The organism is Streptococcus sp. SG1 (genome assembly GCF_030439935.1).
In the GTDB taxonomy this organism is placed as follows: Bacteria; Bacillota; Bacilli; order Lactobacillales; family Streptococcaceae; genus Streptococcus; species Streptococcus gordonii.
In genome coordinates, this window is the sequence record NZ_JAQFJC010000005.1 from 76,793 (window position 1) to 95,789 (window position 18,997).

Annotated in this window: 18 protein-coding genes; 9 read left to right on the top strand and 9 right to left on the bottom strand. The window is 42.4% G+C overall.

Annotated features, from left to right (window positions below; all coding sequences use genetic code 11):
• Positions 1 to 11: 11 nt before the first annotated feature.
• Entirely contained in the window at positions 12 to 560 is a 549-nt protein-coding gene (locus tag PCY06_RS05500) for a CvpA family protein (protein ID WP_045506023.1), read from the bottom strand.
• Entirely contained in the window at positions 560 to 865 is a 306-nt protein-coding gene (locus tag PCY06_RS05505; protein ID WP_008808274.1) for a hypothetical protein, read from the bottom strand. The genes PCY06_RS05500 and PCY06_RS05505 overlap by 1 nt, the downstream gene beginning before the upstream one ends.
• Positions 866 to 1,015: 150 nt before the next feature.
• Between PCY06_RS05505 and rnhC the strand changes: the two genes are divergently transcribed.
• From rnhC to PCY06_RS05525, 4 genes are all read left to right on the top strand, one after another.
• Entirely contained in the window at positions 1,016 to 1,906 is an 891-nt protein-coding gene (gene rnhC / locus PCY06_RS05510) for a ribonuclease HIII (RefSeq protein ID WP_125392597.1), read from the top strand.
• A 3-nt stretch (positions 1,907 to 1,909) separates the two neighbouring features.
• Complete coding sequence (lepB, locus tag PCY06_RS05515; RefSeq protein WP_048776365.1) at positions 1,910 to 2,512, top strand: signal peptidase I; 603 nt, start codon at positions 1,910 to 1,912, stop codon at positions 2,510 to 2,512.
• A 94-nt stretch (positions 2,513 to 2,606) separates the two neighbouring features.
• Positions 2,607 to 4,970, top strand: coding sequence for an ATP-dependent RecD-like DNA helicase (locus PCY06_RS05520; protein ID WP_125392541.1), 2,364 nt, complete (start codon positions 2,607 to 2,609; stop codon positions 4,968 to 4,970).
• A gap of 59 nt (positions 4,971 to 5,029) precedes the next feature.
• Positions 5,030 to 5,974 carry a hypothetical protein gene (locus tag PCY06_RS05525; protein ID WP_125392542.1) on the top strand — a complete coding sequence of 315 codons (945 nt, stop codon included), beginning with the start codon at positions 5,030 to 5,032 and terminating at the stop codon, positions 5,972 to 5,974.
• A gap of 264 nt (positions 5,975 to 6,238) precedes the next feature.
• On the opposite strand, the gene PCY06_RS05530 is transcribed toward PCY06_RS05525, so the two are convergent.
• From PCY06_RS05530 to dinB, 3 genes are all read right to left on the bottom strand, one after another.
• Positions 6,239 to 6,871: a TetR/AcrR family transcriptional regulator gene (locus tag PCY06_RS05530; RefSeq protein WP_125392543.1), complete on the bottom strand. Its 633-nt coding sequence runs from the start codon at positions 6,869 to 6,871 to the stop codon at positions 6,239 to 6,241.
• A gap of 102 nt (positions 6,872 to 6,973) precedes the next feature.
• On the bottom strand, positions 6,974 to 7,303 hold the full coding sequence (locus PCY06_RS05535) for a hypothetical protein (RefSeq protein WP_125392544.1): 330 nt from the start codon (positions 7,301 to 7,303) through the stop codon (positions 6,974 to 6,976).
• 212 nt (positions 7,304 to 7,515) lie between these two features.
• On the bottom strand, positions 7,516 to 8,580 hold the full coding sequence (gene dinB / locus PCY06_RS05540; protein ID WP_125392545.1) for a DNA polymerase IV: 1,065 nt from the start codon (positions 8,578 to 8,580) through the stop codon (positions 7,516 to 7,518).
• A gap of 248 nt (positions 8,581 to 8,828) precedes the next feature.
• Here dinB and pflB point away from each other — a divergent pair, with 248 nt between their 5' ends.
• From pflB to PCY06_RS05565, 5 genes are all read left to right on the top strand, one after another.
• Positions 8,829 to 11,144, top strand: coding sequence for a formate C-acetyltransferase (gene pflB / locus PCY06_RS05545; protein ID WP_301389579.1), 2,316 nt, complete (start codon positions 8,829 to 8,831; stop codon positions 11,142 to 11,144).
• A gap of 137 nt (positions 11,145 to 11,281) precedes the next feature.
• The gene (locus PCY06_RS05550; protein WP_045505396.1) at positions 11,282 to 12,040 is read left to right on the top strand and encodes a threonine/serine exporter family protein; all 759 of its coding nucleotides are present in this window, start codon (positions 11,282 to 11,284) and stop codon (positions 12,038 to 12,040) included.
• Positions 12,041 to 12,044: 4 nt separating this feature from the next.
• On the top strand, positions 12,045 to 12,500 hold the full coding sequence (locus PCY06_RS05555) for a threonine/serine exporter family protein (RefSeq protein WP_045505394.1): 456 nt from the start codon (positions 12,045 to 12,047) through the stop codon (positions 12,498 to 12,500).
• A gap of 187 nt (positions 12,501 to 12,687) precedes the next feature.
• Complete coding sequence (locus PCY06_RS05560; protein ID WP_061584670.1) at positions 12,688 to 13,866, top strand: hydroxymethylglutaryl-CoA synthase; 1,179 nt, start codon at positions 12,688 to 12,690, stop codon at positions 13,864 to 13,866.
• The gene (locus PCY06_RS05565; protein ID WP_082307249.1) at positions 13,863 to 15,128 is read left to right on the top strand and encodes a hydroxymethylglutaryl-CoA reductase, degradative; all 1,266 of its coding nucleotides are present in this window, start codon (positions 13,863 to 13,865) and stop codon (positions 15,126 to 15,128) included. The genes PCY06_RS05560 and PCY06_RS05565 overlap by 4 nt, the downstream gene beginning before the upstream one ends.
• Before the next feature lie 45 nt (positions 15,129 to 15,173).
• Here PCY06_RS05565 and fni read toward each other — a convergent pair whose 3' ends face one another.
• Genes fni through mvk form a run of 4 tightly spaced genes read right to left on the bottom strand, consistent with a single transcriptional unit; the run spans position 15,174 to position 18,978 of the window.
• Positions 15,174 to 16,181 (bottom strand): type 2 isopentenyl-diphosphate Delta-isomerase, encoded by a 1,008-nt coding sequence (gene fni, locus PCY06_RS05570; RefSeq protein WP_105165088.1) that lies wholly within the window; start codon positions 16,179 to 16,181, stop codon positions 15,174 to 15,176.
• Positions 16,162 to 17,181, bottom strand: a complete 1,020-nt coding sequence (locus PCY06_RS05575) for a phosphomevalonate kinase (protein ID WP_082307250.1) — start codon at positions 17,179 to 17,181, stop codon at positions 16,162 to 16,164. Before PCY06_RS05575 ends, fni begins: the two co-directional genes overlap by 20 nt.
• Positions 17,171 to 18,118: a diphosphomevalonate decarboxylase gene (gene mvaD / locus PCY06_RS05580; RefSeq protein ID WP_082307251.1), complete on the bottom strand. Its 948-nt coding sequence runs from the start codon at positions 18,116 to 18,118 to the stop codon at positions 17,171 to 17,173. Before mvaD ends, PCY06_RS05575 begins: the two co-directional genes overlap by 11 nt.
• Entirely contained in the window at positions 18,100 to 18,978 is an 879-nt protein-coding gene (mvk, locus tag PCY06_RS05585; protein WP_082307252.1) for a mevalonate kinase, read from the bottom strand. Before mvk ends, mvaD begins: the two co-directional genes overlap by 19 nt.
• Positions 18,979 to 18,997: the final 19 nt, after the last annotated feature.

Here is an 18,997-nt window from a genome sequence, read left to right on the forward strand (position 1 = left end):
ACTGAGTCCTTTTATCCAATCACCTTGGTAACCCAAAAATACTTCAGGAGACTAGAGGTAATTGGGGTATGGTTAATAATGAAGCTAGCTAGACCACTGTGATTTAAGCGATCTTGAATAAAAGCTAGCGGTACTGTAGCGAAAATCGTTAGGAACATTTCAATGGCAAATAAGGAAATGAAAACAGCAATTACACCGCTAGCAACATTATACCAACGAGAATCCGTATTCCCTTTAGGTACTAAATGGATAAAAATCCCGATGAAGCGACCAATCGCATAAACAAAGGTGTAAATGATGAAAAAAGCAAGACCAGCATAGAAGACTTTATCTAAATGAAAGAGCTGATTGTTAGGAAAATAATACGTTGTAGCTCCTTCTATCGCACTTGAATAAGGGACCCACAAACTTAAAAAGCGGGCTAAACCTTGGTAAGATTGACTAGCGATAAAAAAGGCTACAATAGCTGATAGTAAATAATAAGCTTGAAGAACAATCCCTCTAGAGTAGCCAATATAGAAGCTCCACGCTAGAATTAGTAAAATTAGTAGTGAAATAATCATAAAGGCCCCTCTGTTTGTAAAGATTTTTCTTTTATTTCTGTTAGGGCTTTTCGACGCAAGCTTTCTAATTCTCTTTCCTTGTCATCAAATTCAATTTCACGATTTAACTGAGTTGACAGACTATTAATAGCAAGCAAAATAGCCAAGGTTTCATCATCCGCTTGGGGCATTCTTTCCTTGATTGCTTGGTATTTTTCTGTCGCGACCTTTTCGACTTCCTCCATAAACAGATTATCAAACCCTGTTGTTAAAGTCATGGTCTTCTTTCCAAAAGTAAACTTATATCGATTCAAATTTGCCATAAAATCACCTCGTTATATTATACCAAATATCAAGCATTTTGTCAGGTCGGGGCTTACCCCTCTATCCTGCTTTTCTAAAATATGCTTGAAGATAAAAAGTCCGTCAATCTTTTTTTCAACTTTACTCTTTTTTATGTTAAAATAGAAGGCATGGGACAATTCACCTTAACACCGAGTGAGCGGGAGATTCAAGCATTTCTTAAGCAATATAAAAAATATCTCAGCTCTAGTAAAAATCCTTATATCCGTTATTTTTTCCGTTTGGAGCAAGCAACAGCCAGCGTCTATACTTCTGGTAAATTACTCCTTCAGGGAGAAGAGGCAGATAAATATGCTCTTTTTTTCAAAGAGACAGCAGATCTCACTCAACCTCCTCAGAAAATCACCTACCAAGCTATGATAGGAACGGATGAGGTTGGTAATGGTTCCTATTTTGGTGGTTTAGCTGTTGTGGCTTCATTTGTCACTAAAGAACAGGAGGATTTCCTCAGAAAATTAGGAGTTGGAGATTCTAAAACCCTGACGGATCAAAAAATTCGCCAGTTAGCCCCTATCTTAAAAGAAAAAATTAACCACCAAGCCCTGCTCTTGTCACCCAAGAAGTACAACCAAGTCATCGCTTCGGGTTACAATGCTGTCTCAGTCAAGGTTGCTCTTCACAATCAAGCCATCTATCTCTTGCTAGAAAAAGGAATAAAACCTGATCAAATCGTAATTGATGCCTTCACTAGCAGCACCAATTACCAGCGTTATGTCAAGCAAGAGCGAAATCAGGTTGGTCAGGCGATTCATTTAGAAGAAAAAGCTGAAGGAAAATACTTAGCTGTGGCTGTCAGTTCCATTATAGCCCGCGACCTTTTCTTGGAGAATCTAGAGATTCTGAGCCAGGAATTAGGCTACCAATTACCAAGCGGAGCAGGAGCTAAAAGTGATCAAGTGGCCAGTCAGATTTTGAAGGCTTATGGTATGGCCGGTCTTGAAACAAGTGCTAAACTACATTTTAAAAATACTCAAAAAGCAAAACAATTACTAGAAAGGTAAGTTATGTCTGGTTTTAGAAAATTTATGAAAGAATGGGGATTTTTCATCCTCTTCATGGCTACTTTGCTCCTCACCCGCCTCTTCCTCTGGTCCCCATTTTTGGTAAGTGGCCACTCAATGGACCCGACCCTTGCAGATGGAGAGTATCTACTCGAAGTCCGCTATCTACCCATCGACCGTTTTGATATCGTTGTTGCTAAAGAAACAGATGAAAATGGGAACGAGAAACGGATTGTCAAACGAGTGATTGGTATGCCTGGTGATACCATCAAATATGAAAACGACCAACTCTATATCAATGGTAAGAAAACTGATGAGCCATACTTAAAAGAATATATTTCTAAATTTAAAAAGGACAAATTGCAGTCGACTTATTCTTACCGGAAGATGTTCCAGCAAATCGCTGAACAAGCCAACTCTTTCACTCAGGACTCTCTAGGTAACTCAACATTCACTGTCGAAGTTCCTAAGGGACACTATTTCCTTCTAGGAGACGACCGACTCGTTTCAAGAGATAGCCGAGAAGTTGGAAATTTCAAGGCCAGCCAGATTGAAGGAGAAGCGAAATTACGCTTCTGGCCACTCAATAAGATTGGTATCTTCTAAGTACCATTTGTTAAGCAAATAAGAATCAAGAAATAAAAAGGGCAGGACAGCAGGTTTCATTGGCTTGTCTGCCTTTTTTTCTAGGATGAGAGATATGGAATTCTATTTTTCAGGAACCGTCGAACGCATTATATTTGAAAATCCCAACAATTTCTTTCGAATTTTGTTACTGGATATCGAGGACACAGATGCAGAATTTGATGATTTTGAGATTATCGTGACCGGAACCATGGCCGATATCATGGAAGGACAAGACTACACTTTTTGGGGAACTCTTGTCCAGCATCCCAAATACGGGGAACAGCTAAAAGTAACTCGCTACGAAAGAGCAAAGCCAACTAGTAAGGGCCTGGTCAAGTATTTTGCTAGCGATCATTTTAAAGGGATCGGTGTTAAGACCGCCCAAAAGATAGTAGACCTCTATGGTGATAATACGATTGACCAGATCTTAGCTGATCCTAGCCGGCTCGTAAGTATTAACGGCCTTTCTGCAGTCAATCGGGAAGCCTTCGTCAGCAAACTTAGACAAAATTACGGCACAGAGATGTTGCTCTCTAAACTCGCTGAATATGGCATCCCCAATAAACTTGCCTTGCAGATTCAAGATACCTACAAAGAAGAAACGCTGGAAATTGTCCAAAAATATCCTTATCAACTAGTTGAGGACATTCAAGGTATTGGTTTCAAAATTGCTGATCAGTTGGCCCAGCAACTAGGTATTGAAAGCGATGCTCCAGAGCGTTTCCGAGCTGGTCTTGTTCATACCCTTTTCAGCCAGTCTATGGAGACAGGTGATACTTATATAGAAGCACGTGACTTACTATCCCACACCATTGATTTGCTGGAGAATGCCCGTCAGGTTGAACTTGACCCTGCCTTGGTAGCGGATGAATTGGCCCACCTCATTGAAGAAGATAAGATTCAAAACGTCGAAACAAAAATCTTTGAAAACAGTCTTTATTTCGCCGAGGAAGGTATCCGTAGCAATCTGATTCGGATTCTAGAAAAAGGCAAACAAGAAACCTTTGACGCCCCAAAACTCGACAGTATCATCGAACAAGTCGAGCAAGATTTAGGAATCTGCTATGACCATATTCAAAAGAAGGCTATCTGCGATGCCATTAATCATAAGGTGTTTATTCTGACGGGTGGGCCAGGAACTGGTAAAACAACTGTTATCAACGGCATCATTGCTACTTATGCTACTCTTCATAAGCTAGATTTAGCTAAAAAACAGGAATTACCTATTCTGCTTGCTGCTCCGACTGGACGAGCTGCCAGACGAATGAATGAATTGACTGGGCTCCCCAGTGCTACTATTCATCGGCATCTGGGGATGACTGGAGATGATGATACCAGTCATTTAGATGACTATTTGGATGCTGATTTCATCATTGTAGACGAGTTCTCTATGGTCGATACTTGGCTGGCCAATCAACTGCTCAGCAATATTTCTTCCAACAGTAAGATCCTCATTGTGGGGGATGCTGACCAGCTTCCGTCTGTCAGTCCCGGTCAGGTTCTGGCCGATCTTTTAAAAATACCTATCTTGCCTCAAACCAAGCTGACAAAAATCTACCGGCAGGGAGAAGATTCAACAATCGTTACCCTGGCCAGTCAAATCCAACAAGGGTTTCTGCCGGCTGATTTTACTGAAAAAAAGGCGGATCGTTCCTATTTTGAAGCAACTAGTGAATATATCCCCGATATGATTAAAAAAATCGTAGCCGCTGCTATCCGCAGTGGCATCCCCGCTCAGGACGTTCAAATCTTGGCTCCTATGTATCGAGGACCCGCGGGAATCGACCAAATCAACCAACTTATGCAGGATCTGATAAATCCAGCAGAAAAAGACCAACTGGTCTTTGAAGCACCAGACTGCCAGTACCGGCAAGGAGACAAGATCATCCACCTGGTCAATGATGCCGAAAGCAATGTGTTTAACGGCGATCTGGGCTATATCACGGACTTGTTGCCAGCAAAATACACCGACTCTAAACAAGATGAACTAACCATCAACTTCGATGGAAATGAAATCGTCTATCAACGTAGCGAGTGGTACAAGATTCGCTTGGCTTATGCCATGAGTATTCATAAATCACAAGGTAGTGAATTTCCTGTCGTGATTCTGCCAATCACCAAGAGTAGCCACCGCATGCTCCAGCGCAATCTGGTCTACACAGCCATTACCCGGGCCAAGAGCAAGCTGATCCTACTTGGGGAAAAAGCAGCCTTTGACTATGCTGCAAAAAACACCGGCACCGCCCGCAAAACTTATCTTATTCCTCGTTTTTCTGATCTTTTAGAAAGAGAAGAGCCTGCTGAAGTTGTCACCACTAATTCTGACACAGTCGATCAAATTCCTGAAGATGGTTTTATCCTTACTCTTGATAACTACCTCAGTATTGATCCCATGATTGGAATTAGAGAAGAGGATATTAAAGATATTTTTAAATAATAGTTTGCAGCGCTAGTTACTATTTATAGTTAGGAAATCTTACTTTTAAAGGAGTTATAATGAAATACAACCCATATCCCAGACTGCTTACTAGACTATTCTTTGGTTCTGTCTTCCTTATCCTTGGACTGATATCCCTTCTATCTTATAGGAATGTCACTACAAAATCGTTAAGAGATAAAGGAGAAATCCTATCCTCAAAAGTCACTAATACAGGAGACTATGCCATACAAATTACGGACGTTTCTGGACCTGAAGCAGAATTAAAAGGAAAAGATTACTCAACCTTCTTTTACACCGTAACCTATAAGGATGAAAGTGGCAAGGAAAGCAAGATTGGACTCCATGCTGATGATTCAGATTTTTATGATTTAATCGATGAGCTCAGGAATACTCAAGACTTAAAAGAGAATCCCAAATGGCTGATAGCAAACGCCAACAATTCTTCCAAGATCAAGAATTACTCGGAAATGATGGCTTCCAAACTTTCTGATGATGAAAAATCTGCACAACTTGATTACTACATTACCTTAGAAGATACTGATTCAATACGGTATAGAGGTCAAATAGTCTTCTTTCTATTCTTCTTCCTTGGGATGCCCTTCTTTCTGACAGGGGTGAAGGGCTATCTATCCAGCCAAAAAGAATTAAAAGAGTTTTACAATCTTTACCCTGAACTCCATGGCTCACTGGAACAAATCCAAATCTTGGGTGGCCAAAATGAAGCAGATATCCGGATCTTTTTGTATAAGAATCATCTAGTAAGCTATCACTCAACATTTAAAATCAGCAATTTAGAGGATGCAAAGAAAATCTATCATTCCAAGTTCACAACCAGCTTTTTATTTATTCCAATCATTAGAAAAAATCAACTTTGTATTGTACACACCAATGGCAAGGAAGATAAACTGCCTATGAAACGAGCTAGCGCTTCTAAGACAGAGCTAGCCTTAACTCAGGTGGATCATTATATAAGTGAAAAATTCCCAAATATTCAATTATAAAAAGACATTCGTGACCTGCACCCCACAAGTTAGATCAACAAACTAACTTGTGGGGTGTTTTTTATATGATTTATCTTATGCGTCCTATATATTTTTATGACAATGGTAGCAGCAAGAAGAGTAAAAAGAGTTTTTAATCCCTTGATTTGAAGTAAATAAAAACAAAAGAACTCAGCACTGTCCAATACAGAACTGAATCCTTTTACTAATTATTTGTTTATCTTTTTAGGATCACTACATTGACCCAACCTCATTTTTTTATGCTTAGTATTCGGAATTTAAAATTTGTTGAATAAGTGCTTCATCAAAAATATCCAAACCTATCGATTCAAGCATAAATTGTAGGAAATAAATCCGATCGGCAACTCTTTCAGTTGAATTCTCAAACATACTGCCTTCTAACCAGAAATTTGTCAAAAGCAAAATTGCCTCAGCCGCCTCATCAGGAAACTGAATATGCTGGATTGATCCATCATTCATTCCTTTCTTAATAATTTCCGCAATAAGAGGAGTACCAATACGAAGATTATAACGCATAATCGTCAGCATGAATTCAGCATCAAAAGACTCCCCATTAAGCAGATCACGATATTCTCTTTGACTTTCTAAGCTGAACTGAAAAATAGCCCTGAGTTGCTCTTTCCCAGTCAAATGGTTCGTAACCTTCAGCCAGTTCGTCAAATCCTCTTCCATATGCTGATAGCGATGTTTCAAGACAGCGAAAACAATTTCACCCTTTGATTGAAAATGATGATAAATTGCCCCTTTTGAAATTCCAGCCGTTCGAGCTATATCTTGCATACTTGTTTTTTCATAGCCTTTTTGAACGAAAAGCTGAGAAGACGTTTCTAAAATTTTTTCAATCATCGCTTGAGATTTGTCTGTCCTCGCTACCATTACTAGCCTTTCCTCTTTCTTTGTTTTAATTTATTTTATCAAAAAATTAAGAAAAAACAATGATATCATCCTACTACTGACATATAAATGAGATCACTCAAACTAATTTTCCTTCTTCTTTTTTTCTTCCAAGCGTTTGATATGATAAAAGTTAGACAGAAGCGATACACCCCCTACTGCCATAATACCCAGTCCTCGCCATGGGCTAAAGACAGAAGTCAGCAAGCCACCAGCAAGGACAGCATAGCTAGCTTTGACTCCCCACTTAGAATAGCGTATGCCATTCTCACCCTGAGTCATCTTTTCCAGCTGCACCTTACGTTTTTCTGCCTGCTGCTGCAAAAACTCTTTCTGACCTTCCAGCTGCCGAGCCAGGTCCTGATTAAACTTGAGGATGTGCTCGCTTGTTTTTTCTACTACAGATTTGTTCATTTCTGCTCCTTTCTTTTTAAAAACCGACCATACGGTTTTTTATTTTATAAACTCAGTATAACAGACACAGAAAACTTTGTCCAGTATTTTTTCGAAAAAGATTATTTTTAGTCAATGAAAATCATCAGACAACTTAGAAACTCATCACAAGCAACTCTCTCATACTAAAAACAATTTCTAAAAAAGCCCGGTAACGAACCAAGCCTTTATCTTTATTCAAACCCTGTCACTGTCAGCCCTAGCAGACGGATACCTCGTGGTTGTTCTTCCAAGCTATCGTATATCTCATGCGCAGTTCGCTCGATTTGCTCCTTGTCTTGAGTGGCTAGAGCCAAACTTTTTCTTTTAGTCAAGGTTGAGAAATCGGCATAGCGGATTTTCAGAACGATGGTTCGTCCTTTCTTATCATGCTTAGTCAGGCTATTTTCCACCTTCTGTGCCAACAGGGTCAGCTCTTTCTTGATGTCCTCCTCACTATAGAGCAGTTTAGTATAGGTCCGCTCCTTCCCGATTGACTTACGAATACGATTGGATTTGACTGGACTATTGCTGATGCCACGCGCTTTCCGGTAGAGATCAAAACCAAAGCGACCAAACCTATCAATCAGGGTCATTTCCGGTATCTTGAGCAAATCTGCACCAGTATAAACTCCCATTTCATGTAATTTCTCAACGCTCTTCTTACCAACCCCATGAAACTTGGCAATATCCATAGGCGCTAGAAAGGCCTTTGCTTCCTCAGGTAAAATAACAGTCAAACCATGAGGCTTCTTATAGTCACTGGCAATTTTGGCCAGAAACTTATTATAAGAAACACCTGCCGAAGCCGTCAGTTGCAGTTCATTCCAGATATCATGCTGAATCAGCTTGGCTATTTTGACTGCAGATTTAATCCCTAGCTTGTTTTCCGTTACATCCAGATAAGCTTCATCAATACTCATCGGCTCAATCAAGTCCGTATAGCGTTTGAAAATCTCTCGGATCTGCAAACCGACCGTCTGATATTTTTCGTAATTTCCCGAAATAAAAATCCCTTGTGGACATCGTTCGTATGCTTCCTTGGAGCTCATAGCAGAATGGACGCCAAACTTTCGTGCTTCATAGTTACAAGTAGAGACGACGCCACGACCACCTGTCAAACGAGGATCGCTACCGATGATGACCGGATGTCCCTTTAGCTTAGGATTATCCCTGACTTCGACAGCAGCAAAAAAGGCATCCATGTCAATATGAATGATTTTTCTTGATGTGTCGTTAATTAAAGGAAAAATCAACATTCTAGTCGCCTCTTATTCTTGTTTTCCAATTCTAGTATAACCTTTTTCTCATTTTTGCCCAACTATTTGCTGAGAAATTTTCCCATCCATCTATATAGTACACTTTTTGAGATTTTAGACAACTGTATTATAAAAGAAAAGGCTTACAAATCCCGAAAACACTTTGTGTAAACGATTACTCTGTGTTATACTTTAACTATACAAATGTAACAGATACTTGTTACTAGAAAGAAAAAGAGGAATTTAACATGGTTGTTAAAACTGTTGTCGAAGCACAAGATATTTTTGACAAGGCTTGGGAAGGCTTCAAAGGTGAAGATTGGAAAGAAAAAGCAAGTATTTCACGCTTTGTTCAGGCTAACTACACTCCTTACGATGGTGATGAAAGCTTCTTAGCAGGTCCAACTGAACGTTCTCTTCATATTAAAAAGATTATTGAAGAAACGAAGGCTCACTATGAAGCAACTCGTTTCCCAATGGACACTCGTCCAGCTTCTATTGCAGGTATCCCAGCTGGTTACATCGACAAAGATAACGAGCTAATCTATGGTATCCAAAACGACGAACTCTTCAAATTGAACTTCATGCCAAAAGGTGGTATCCGTATGGCTGAAACAACTTTGAAGGAAAATGGTTATGAGCCAGATCCAGCTGTTCACGAAATCTTTACTAAGTACGTGACAACAGTTAACGATGGTATCTTCCGTGCTTACACTTCAAACATTCGTCGCGCTCGCCACGCTCACACAGTTACTGGTCTTCCAGATGCATACTCTCGTGGACGTATCATCGGAGTTTATGCTCGTCTTGCTCTTTATGGAGCTGACTACTTGATGGCTGAAAAAGTAAACGACTGGAATGCTTTGACAGAAATCGACGAAGAAACAATTCGTCTTCGCGAAGAAATCAACTTGCAATACCAAGCACTTGGTGAAGTTGTTAAATTAGGTGACCTTTACGGAGTTGATGTGCGTCGCCCAGCCTTCGATACTAAAGAAGCTATCCAATGGACAAACATTGCCTTCATGGCAGTCTGTCGCGTCATCAACGGTGCTGCAACTTCTCTTGGACGTGTGCCAATCGTTCTTGACGTTTTTGCAGAACGCGACCTTGCTCGTGGCACTTACACTGAAAGCGAAATCCAAGAATTTATCGATGACTTCGTTTTAAAACTTCGTACTGTTAAATTTGCTCGTACAAAAGCTTACGACCAACTCTATTCTGGTGACCCAACCTTCATCACTACTTCTATGGCAGGTATGGGTAACGATGGTCGTCACCGTGTTACTAAGATGGACTACCGTTTCTTGAATACACTTGACAACATCGGTAACTCACCTGAACCAAACTTGACCGTTCTCTGGACTGACAAATTGCCATACTCATTCCGTCGCTACTGTATGCACATGAGCCACAAGCACTCTTCTATCCAATACGAAGGTGTAACAACAATGGCTAAAGATGGCTATGGTGAAATGAGCTGTATCTCTTGCTGTGTGTCTCCGCTTGACCCTGAAAATGAAGAACAACGCCACAACATCCAATACTTCGGTGCTCGTGTAAACGTTCTGAAAGCCCTTCTGACAGGTCTCAACGGCGGTTACGACGATGTTCATAAAGACTACAAGGTATTTGACATCGAGCCTATCCGTGACGAAGTTCTTGAATTTGAATCAGTTAAAGCTAACTTTGAAAAATCACTTGATTGGTTGACAGACACTTACGTAGATGCTTTGAACATCATCCACTACATGACTGATAAGTATAACTACGAAGCTGTTCAAATGGCCTTCTTGCCTACTCACCAACGTGCTAACATGGGATTCGGTATCTGTGGATTTGCTAACACTGTTGATACATTGTCAGCTATCAAGTACGCTACAGTTAAACCAATCCGTGACGAAAATGGCTACATCTACGATTACGAAACAATCGGTGAATACCCACGTTGGGGTGAAGACGATCCTCGTTCAAATGAATTGGCTGAATGGTTGGTTGAAGCTTACACAACTCGTTTGCGTAGCCACAAACTTTACAAGAACGCTGAAGCTACAGTATCACTCTTGACAATCACATCTAACGTTGCTTACTCTAAACAAACTGGTAACTCACCAGTCCATAAAGGAGTATACCTCAACGAAGATGGTACAGTGAACTTGTCTAAACTTGAGTTCTTCTCACCAGGTGCTAACCCATCTAACAAGGCAAAAGGTGGCTGGTTGCAAAACTTGAACTCACTTGCTAGCTTGGACTTCAGTTACGCAGCTGACGGTATCTCATTGACAACTCAAGTATCACCTCGTGCGCTTGGTAAAACTCATGACGAACAAGTAGACAACTTGGTAACAATCCTTGATGGTTACTTTGAAAATGGTGGACAACACGTTAACTTGAACGTTATGGACTTGAAGGACGTTTACGACAAGATTATGTCTGGCGAAGACGTTATCGTTCGTATTTCTGGTTACTGTGTAAATACTAAGTACCTCACTCCAGAACAAAAAACTGAATTGACTCAACGTGTATTCCACGAAGTCCTTTCAATGGATGATGCTTTGAGCTAATAAGTCATTAAATTAAACTATAAAGGAAGATTGGTTTATTTCCAGTCTTCTTTTTTGATTTTACATGGAATTTTTATGAAGAAGCTTCTGAATTTTGCTATAATAGAAGAAAGTTTAGAAACACTTGGAAAGAGATTATGGAAGAGTCAAAAGAATTTAATCTAGCTGTAGATGTCATCATGCTAGCCGGCACCCTCTTATTGCAAAGTGGATCCGAAATCTACCGAGTTGAAGATACCATGATTCGGATCGCTCATTCGCAGGGGATTATTGATTGCAATGCTCTAGCTATGCCAGTTGCGATTTTCTTCTCAGTCGAGAATACGAATTTCTCTCGTATGAAACGTATCGTGCATTCAAATTATAATATTGAGAAGGTCTGTGATGTCAACCAAGTCTCTCGTCAGTTGACCAGCGGTCAATTAACCTTGCAAGAGGCTTACGATGAACTCTTACGTCTCAAAAACAAGCGTCTGCCTTACAACAAGAAACAATTGACCATTGCAGCTACGCTCAGTGCCCCATTTTTTTCCATCATGTTTGGAGGAAATTTTTACGATGCACTTGGCGCTGCTGTGGCAACCTTCTTTGGCTTTACCTTTTCACTGTACGCTGAGAAGTATGTACGAATTCCTTTTGTTACAGCCTTTGCAGGTGCCTTTGTTTTTGGTTTGTTAGCACAGGCCTGGGCCCGCTACTCTGGTTTTAACTCAACTGCAGACTTGATTATAGCAGGCTCTGTCATGCCTTTTGTTCCTGGGATTGCCCTGACTAATGCTGTCCGTGACATCATGACCAATCACATTAATTCGGGAATGAGTAAACTTTTTGAATCTCTTCTCATTACCCTAGCTCTTGGTGCGGGTACTTCCGTTGCCCTTGTATTAATGAAATAAAGCTATGACAATACTAACATTTTTCCTTCAAGCTCTTGCAAGTTTGTTGGCTATTATCACTTTTCTTATCGTCTTAAATGTCCAACGCAGAATGCTAATTCCAGCTGGTCTACTGGGGATGTCTATCTGGCTTCTTTATTTACTTTTAAAAGGCCCGACCAATGTTATCGTAGCCACCTTTGTAGCTGCTATCGTCGGATCTTGCTGTAGCCAAATTATGAGTGTTATTTATAAAACTCCTGCAGTTGTATTCATCCTGTCAATTCTGGCCCCCTTAGTCCCTGGCTACCTCTCCTATCGAACAACCGCATTCTTTGTAACTGGCGATTATAGTAAGGCCATGGTTAATGCCACCTTAGTAGTCATCTTGGCCCTCGTTATTTCGATTGGGATGGCCAGTGGTACAGTTGCGTTAAAACTTTTTAAGTATATTCAAAAAAGAAAGCACGTCCACTATTGAGTTGACTATAAAGTCTAAACAATTTTGATGCTTCTGATTAAATCTTAGTAAAAATAGGTTTTTCACTAAGATGTTTTAAGTTCCCTGTCTTTGTTCGACGGGGCTTTTTTATCAGTTTTATTTTGAATTATGGTAAAATAGATGTTGAAATACTCTTGATAATCATATCAAGATATGAGGTTTTAATATGAAAATAGGAATCGATAAAATTGGATTTGCAACCTCCAATTATGTCTTGAAGTTAAACGATTTAGCGGCAGCGCGTGCTACCGATCCAGAAAAACTAAGCAAGGGACTCCTGCTTAAAGAACTCAGCATTGCTCCTCTGACAGAAGATATTATCACCTTAGGAGCTGCAGCTGCAGATCCCATTTTGACAAGTGAAGACAAAGAGAAGATTGACATGGTCATTGTAGCTACGGAGTCAAGCATTGATCAGAGTAAGGCAGCGGCCGTTTTTATTCATGGCCTTTTGGCGATCCAGCCCTTTGCCCGGAGTTTTGAGATTAAAGAAGCCTGTTATGGTGCTACTGCTGCACTTGACTACGCCAAACTCCATATCGAAAAATATCCAGATAGCAAGGTCCTCGTTATTGCCAGCGATATTGCCAAATATGGTATTAATACTCCTGGTGAACCAACTCAGGGAGCGGGAGCTATTGCAATGTTGATAAGCAAGGATCCTCGCATCTTAATTTTTAATGAAGATAATGTCGCTCAAACTCGTGACGTTATGGATTTTTGGCGCCCAAATTACTCGACAACTCCTTATGTAAATGGACTTTACTCTACCCAACAATACTTGGATTGTCTGAAAACGACTTGGGACGAGTACCAAAAGCGTCACAAGCTTTCTCTCAAAGATTTTGCGGCCTACTGCTTCCATCTTCCTTATCCAAAACTGGCTCTTAAAGGTCTCAATAAAATCATGGATAAAAGTCTTCCTCAAGAGCAGCAAGATCAGCTTAAGGAAAACTTTGAAAAATCAATCCTCTATAGCCAAAAAGTCGGAAATATATACACAGGTTCGCTTTTTCTAGGCCTTTTGTCCCTCTTAGAAAACTCAGACAATCTTAAGGCCGGTGACAAAATTGCTCTCTTTAGTTATGGCAGTGGTGCTGTAGCAGAAATTTTCAGTGCTTCCTTAGTTCCAGGCTATGAAAATCAGCTGTCACGGACACGTCTGGAGGAACTAGACCAGCGTCAGGCTCTTTCTGTTGAAGAATACGAGCATATCTTTTTTGCAGAAGCTGAGCTGGATGCGGAGGGCAATGCTAGCTTCTCTGGCTATGAAGACCAAAGCTTTGCTCTGGCAGAAATTGCAGAGCACCAGCGTAAGTATATCAAAGTTGAGAAATCATCATGAAAATAAACTGGACTGGATTTTCCAAAAAAACTCCTGCTGAACGACTACAGATACTGAAAGAAAAGGGACTTTTACAAGATGAACATTGGCAGTTGCTAGACAGTCAGCAGACTTTGCCCCTGGAAACAGCCAACCAGATGAGTGAAAATGTACTGGCCACTCTGGCCCTGCCCTACTCTCTGGTGTCAGACTTTCTGGTGGATGGTAAGACCTATCAAGTTCCTTTTGTGACAGAAGAGCCATCTGTGGTAGCAGCATCTAGCTTTGCTGCTAAGATTATCAAACGTTCAGGCGGATTTGAGACCGAGGTTCACAAACGCCAGATGATTGGGCAAATCGCCCTCTATCAGGTTGATAATGCAGACCAAGCCATTAAAGATGTTCTCAGGAAAAAGAAAGAGTTGCTGGAACAGGCCAACCAAGCCTATCCATCGATTGTTGCTCGTGGTGGTGGTGCTAGAGATCTTTGGCTGGAGCAAAAGGATGACTTCCTCATTTTCTATCTATCTGTGGATACGCAGGAAGCCATGGGAGCTAATATGCTCAACACCATGCTGGAGGCCCTCACCCTTTCTCTTGAAGAGCTGACTGGCGGTAAGAGTCTGATGGCTATCCTGTCAAACTATGCAACTGATAGTCTCGTAACAGCCCGCTGTGTCATCGACTATCGCTTTCTCAGTCGGGATAAGGCTGAGGCAGAGCTTCTTGCGGATAAGATGCAGCTGGCTAGCAAGCTAGCCCAGGCCGATCCTTACCGGGCAGCTACCCACAATAAAGGCATCTTTAATGGTATTGATGCTTTGGTACTGGCTACTGGAAATGACTGGAGGGCTGTAGAAGCTGGCGCTCATGCCTATGCCAGCCGAGAAGGAAGCTACCGCGGTCTCTCTACTTGGACTGCGGACCCAGATAAACGCCAGCTTCATGGTCAGATGACCCTGCCCATGCCCATTGCAACTAAAGGAGGCTCCATCGGCCTCAATCCCGCAGTAACAGCCAGCTTTGACTTGCTGGGGCAACCTCAGGCTAAGGAATTGGCATCCCTCATCGTATCGGTTGGATTGGCACAAAACTTCGCTGCCCTCAAAGCCCTGGTCAGCACTGGCATCCAAGCCGGACATATGAAATTGCAAGCCAAATCTTTAGCATTGCAGGCTGGAGCTCAAGGTGAAGAAATTACTGCTGTAGCCAATCGCTTAACAGCCATGAAGACTTTCAACCTAGCTACTGCTCAGGAAATACTAGCTGACTTACGAAAATAGAACAAGTAAAAAGGCCATTAATGGCCTTTTTTGTATGACTTTATGCTATTTAATCTGTTCCTGAGCTTCTTTCAGCCGCCCATAGAGTAGATAGGGTACACTCTTTAATTCTTGCAAGCTTCGGCAGGACAGGGCGCACATGATGAGGCGCAAGTCTGATTTCCAGCCTTCTACAATATCAATAACCTCTTCCACCGAGTGATTTTCTACCAAGTCTAACATGGTGCGAGAGAGGCCAACTGCCTTAGCTCCTAAGACCAGAGCTTTGATCATATCCAAAGGATGGCGGACACCTCCGCTAGCCAAAAGTTCGACCTCATCGCGCAATGGCTGAAGAGCTAGCAGACTTTGCAGAGTAGATTGCCCCCAATCATTGAGGTAGTCACGATTGCCACCCCTCTTATTTTCAATATAGGCAAAGCTAGTGCCACCACGGCCGGAAATATCAAAAGTCTGAATACCCAAGGAGCGCGCTTCTTCGACAGTAGAGCGATCCATGCCAAAGCCAACTTCTTTAAGAATTAAGGGAAGATCCAGTCGCTGACTATAATCCGTCAAGTGCTGGCGCCAAGAACGAAACTCCCGCTCACCCTCTGGCATCAGCAATTCCTGCATGAGATTGACATGAACCTGCAAAAAGAGAGGTTGCAAATCAGCTATCGCCTGCTGGGCGGCTTGATAAGGCTTGTCCAAGCCGATATTAGTTGCTAGTAATAAATTAGGCCGACCAACCGCTACCTGATAGGAAGAATCAGAAGGATTTTTCAAGGCTGCGCTGTAAGAGCCAGTCACAAAAAGAAGACCACAACTTTCAGCTACTTGAGCCAACTTTTCATTGATCTGACCGCCTTTGTGGCTACCACCAGTCATGGCATTGATGTAAAAAGGAAAGTCCCAGTCACGACCAGCAAAGTGAGTAGATAGGTCAATCTCTGCCAAATCGTACTTGGGCAAAGAACGGTGAACCAGTTCCATTTCATCAAAACTGTTGTAACCCGGACGCTGCTCTAAGGCGTATTTGATATGATCGTCCTTACGATTCTGGCTCATCATGGCCCATCCTTTCTCTGTATAATAACTCAATGCCAGCTTCTTGCCAGGCTTGAATCAGTTGCTTGCTAGACACAGCATCAAAGCTGAGAGCAATCCCGCAGTCGCCACCGCCGGCACCGCTGCTCTTAGCCACACAGTTCAGTCCCTCTGCCGCTTCTTTTAAGACTTTCAGCCTGTCTGTATAGATAGCTGGGCTGAGCGTTTCTAAGAGCTGACTAGCCTTTTCCAGACTAGACTGAATAGCGAGCTTATCTCCTGCTCGTAAAGCTCTCTCCAAGGTATCAACTTGCGTCCTACTGCCTGTCAAAAAGGACCCTGAAATAGCTGACTTGACCTGATTGACCAAGTCCTTAGAAATCGCCGGCTGCTTGGTCCAGCCAACTAGAAAATCCATGGCTAAGCGAGGCTTAATACTACGAATTTCAAAACCCCAATCCTCTGCTAGTAATTGCTGTAAATCAACTTTGTCCATGCGCTTGCGGACCAGCTCTCTATTAAAAGACCGGTAGTAAATCAGGTCTTCATAAGCAATGCAGGCTAGATCTCCCATGGAACCATTGTCTCCGCGCTTGAGGAGAACGTAAGAAGCCAGCTTAAATAGTAGCTCCGACTCCAAGTCCAGCTCATAAAGTGCTGCCATGGCCTTAAGGATCAGAATAACCACACTACCACTGGAGCCAATCCCGAACTTCTTACCGTCCCTTTCCATCTTGCCACTAATCTTTAGAGAAAAAGGCTGAAGTTGGTAGCCTAAGACCAGCAGATAAGTGTTCATATCCCCTATCGTCTCCTGAATCAAGGCATAATCAGGGTCTGGTTCTAGGCTAGCGCTGTGTTCAAACATATCTGATGTCAAGCGATAGTCAGGCGCTGCCTGGATTTCTCCAGTCATATAGATAGGGATGTCCTTGATAATGGCCGGCTGACCAGCCGTCAGAACTGCATATTCACCCGCCAGATAAAGCTTGCCACAGGTTTGGACTCTTGCATTAGTCTTCATCTGACAAGTCCTTTGTTTTGGAGACAATAAGGCGATAGTCCTTCTCAAATATGGCAGCCAAATGGGCTAGGTCTTCCTCCAAGCAGAGCACCTTGACATTTGGCCCCGCATCCATGGTAAAGTAGCAACGCTCGCCCTGCTCCCGTAGCTTTCTGACAGCATCCATAGCTTGGTAAGACTCCTCTGTCAGATAAGAAAACGGCGGATAAGCTTTTTCTGTCGTGGCATGCATCCGAAGAGCATTTTCTTCTGTCAGCTGACCTACCTTAGCAAACTCATTGTCCCGTAAATAACCTAGCATAGCCTGATAGTCCAAGGCAGACTGGGCAATCCAATCTGGGAAAATGGTGGAAGTTTTAGCGCAGAGCTCCATACCGTCACGGCTGGAAATGGGCTTTTTCTCATCGTGAAGAACCAGCATAATCATGGCTAGCTTCAAATCCGTCTTGACTGGATAAATGGCTCCACTATCCTTATCCCAGGCCGCTAGCGGACCAAAGAAAGACCGAGCTGACGACCCTGAAGCAAACTTGGCCAATTGAGCCAGCTCTTGCGTCTGATAGCCCGTCTGAAAATAAGCATTGCAGGCCTTGACTAGGGCAGACAGACCGCTGGAGCTGGAAGACAGACCCGCTGCTGTTGGCATATTGTTGCTGGTATCAACGCGGACAAAACCATCTTCTGGGGAGCGAAAACGGTCAATAATCTTACTGATTTTGGCATGTTCTGCCGGGCTTTGCAGCTGGCCGTCAATATAAAACTCATCTCCAGTCGCTGTAGCCAGCAAAGGACTCAGCTGAGTCTCGGTATACATATTTTCCAGTGTCAGCGAGATACTGCTGGTAGACGGAATCATCTTTTCTGCATCTTTCTTTCCCCAATATTTGACAATTGCAATATTGGCATAGGATTTGACACTTACAGGCTTTCGATCCATGTGTTAATAGCTCCCTTCTCTCTCAATACGGTGGCTAAGACATCCGCCTGGCTTTTTTCTCCTACAAGAGCAATGATACAGCCGCCTAGACCGCCGCCGCTCATTTTAGCTCCCAAAGCTCCGTTTTCAAGAGCTGCCGATACCAGCTCATCTGCTTTCTGGCAAGAAACCCCTAGCTTGGCTAGCTTCTCATGAGCCTTGGTCATAGCTTGTCCCATTGTCATCAGGTCCTTGATAGAAATGGCTTTCTCAAGGATTTTCGTTAAATTCCCCAATTCCTGCAGCAAAGGCAGAGCTTTTTGCCCCTGACTTTCTACAGCACGGATAGCTTCGCGTGTATGACCATGAATGCCTGTATCTGCAATCAATAAAAAGGCATCCAGATCCAGTTTAATTTCACTGAAACCGAAATTGCGAATGAACTTAATAGCTACATCGCTGAGGCAGGTCTTGGCATCAAGGCCACTGGGATTCATATGGGCAATCATCTCTGCCCGATTGGCTAGAATTTCCAGGGTTTGGTCATCCAGCTCTTCTTCAAAGTAGTCAAAGACCGCCCGAATGGCTGCAATACTAACTGCGGCTGAAGACCCCATTCCTCTCTTTTCAGGGACCATGGACTCCACCTGACAGCGAATCTTAGCCCCTTGCCGACCGAGATGTTCTAGACAGGCAAAAACAGCCATTGACAGCGTATCCTCAGCATAAAGAGTCCATGGACGTTCAGACGGAAAGACCCGGCAGGTTACTTCGATATGGTTGAGTGGCAAGGAAATAGCTGGATATCCATAGACTACCGAATGCTCCCCCATCAAAATAATTTTACTGTGTGCCTTTCCGACACCAATTTCTTTTGTCATGATCTTTCCCTATATTTAT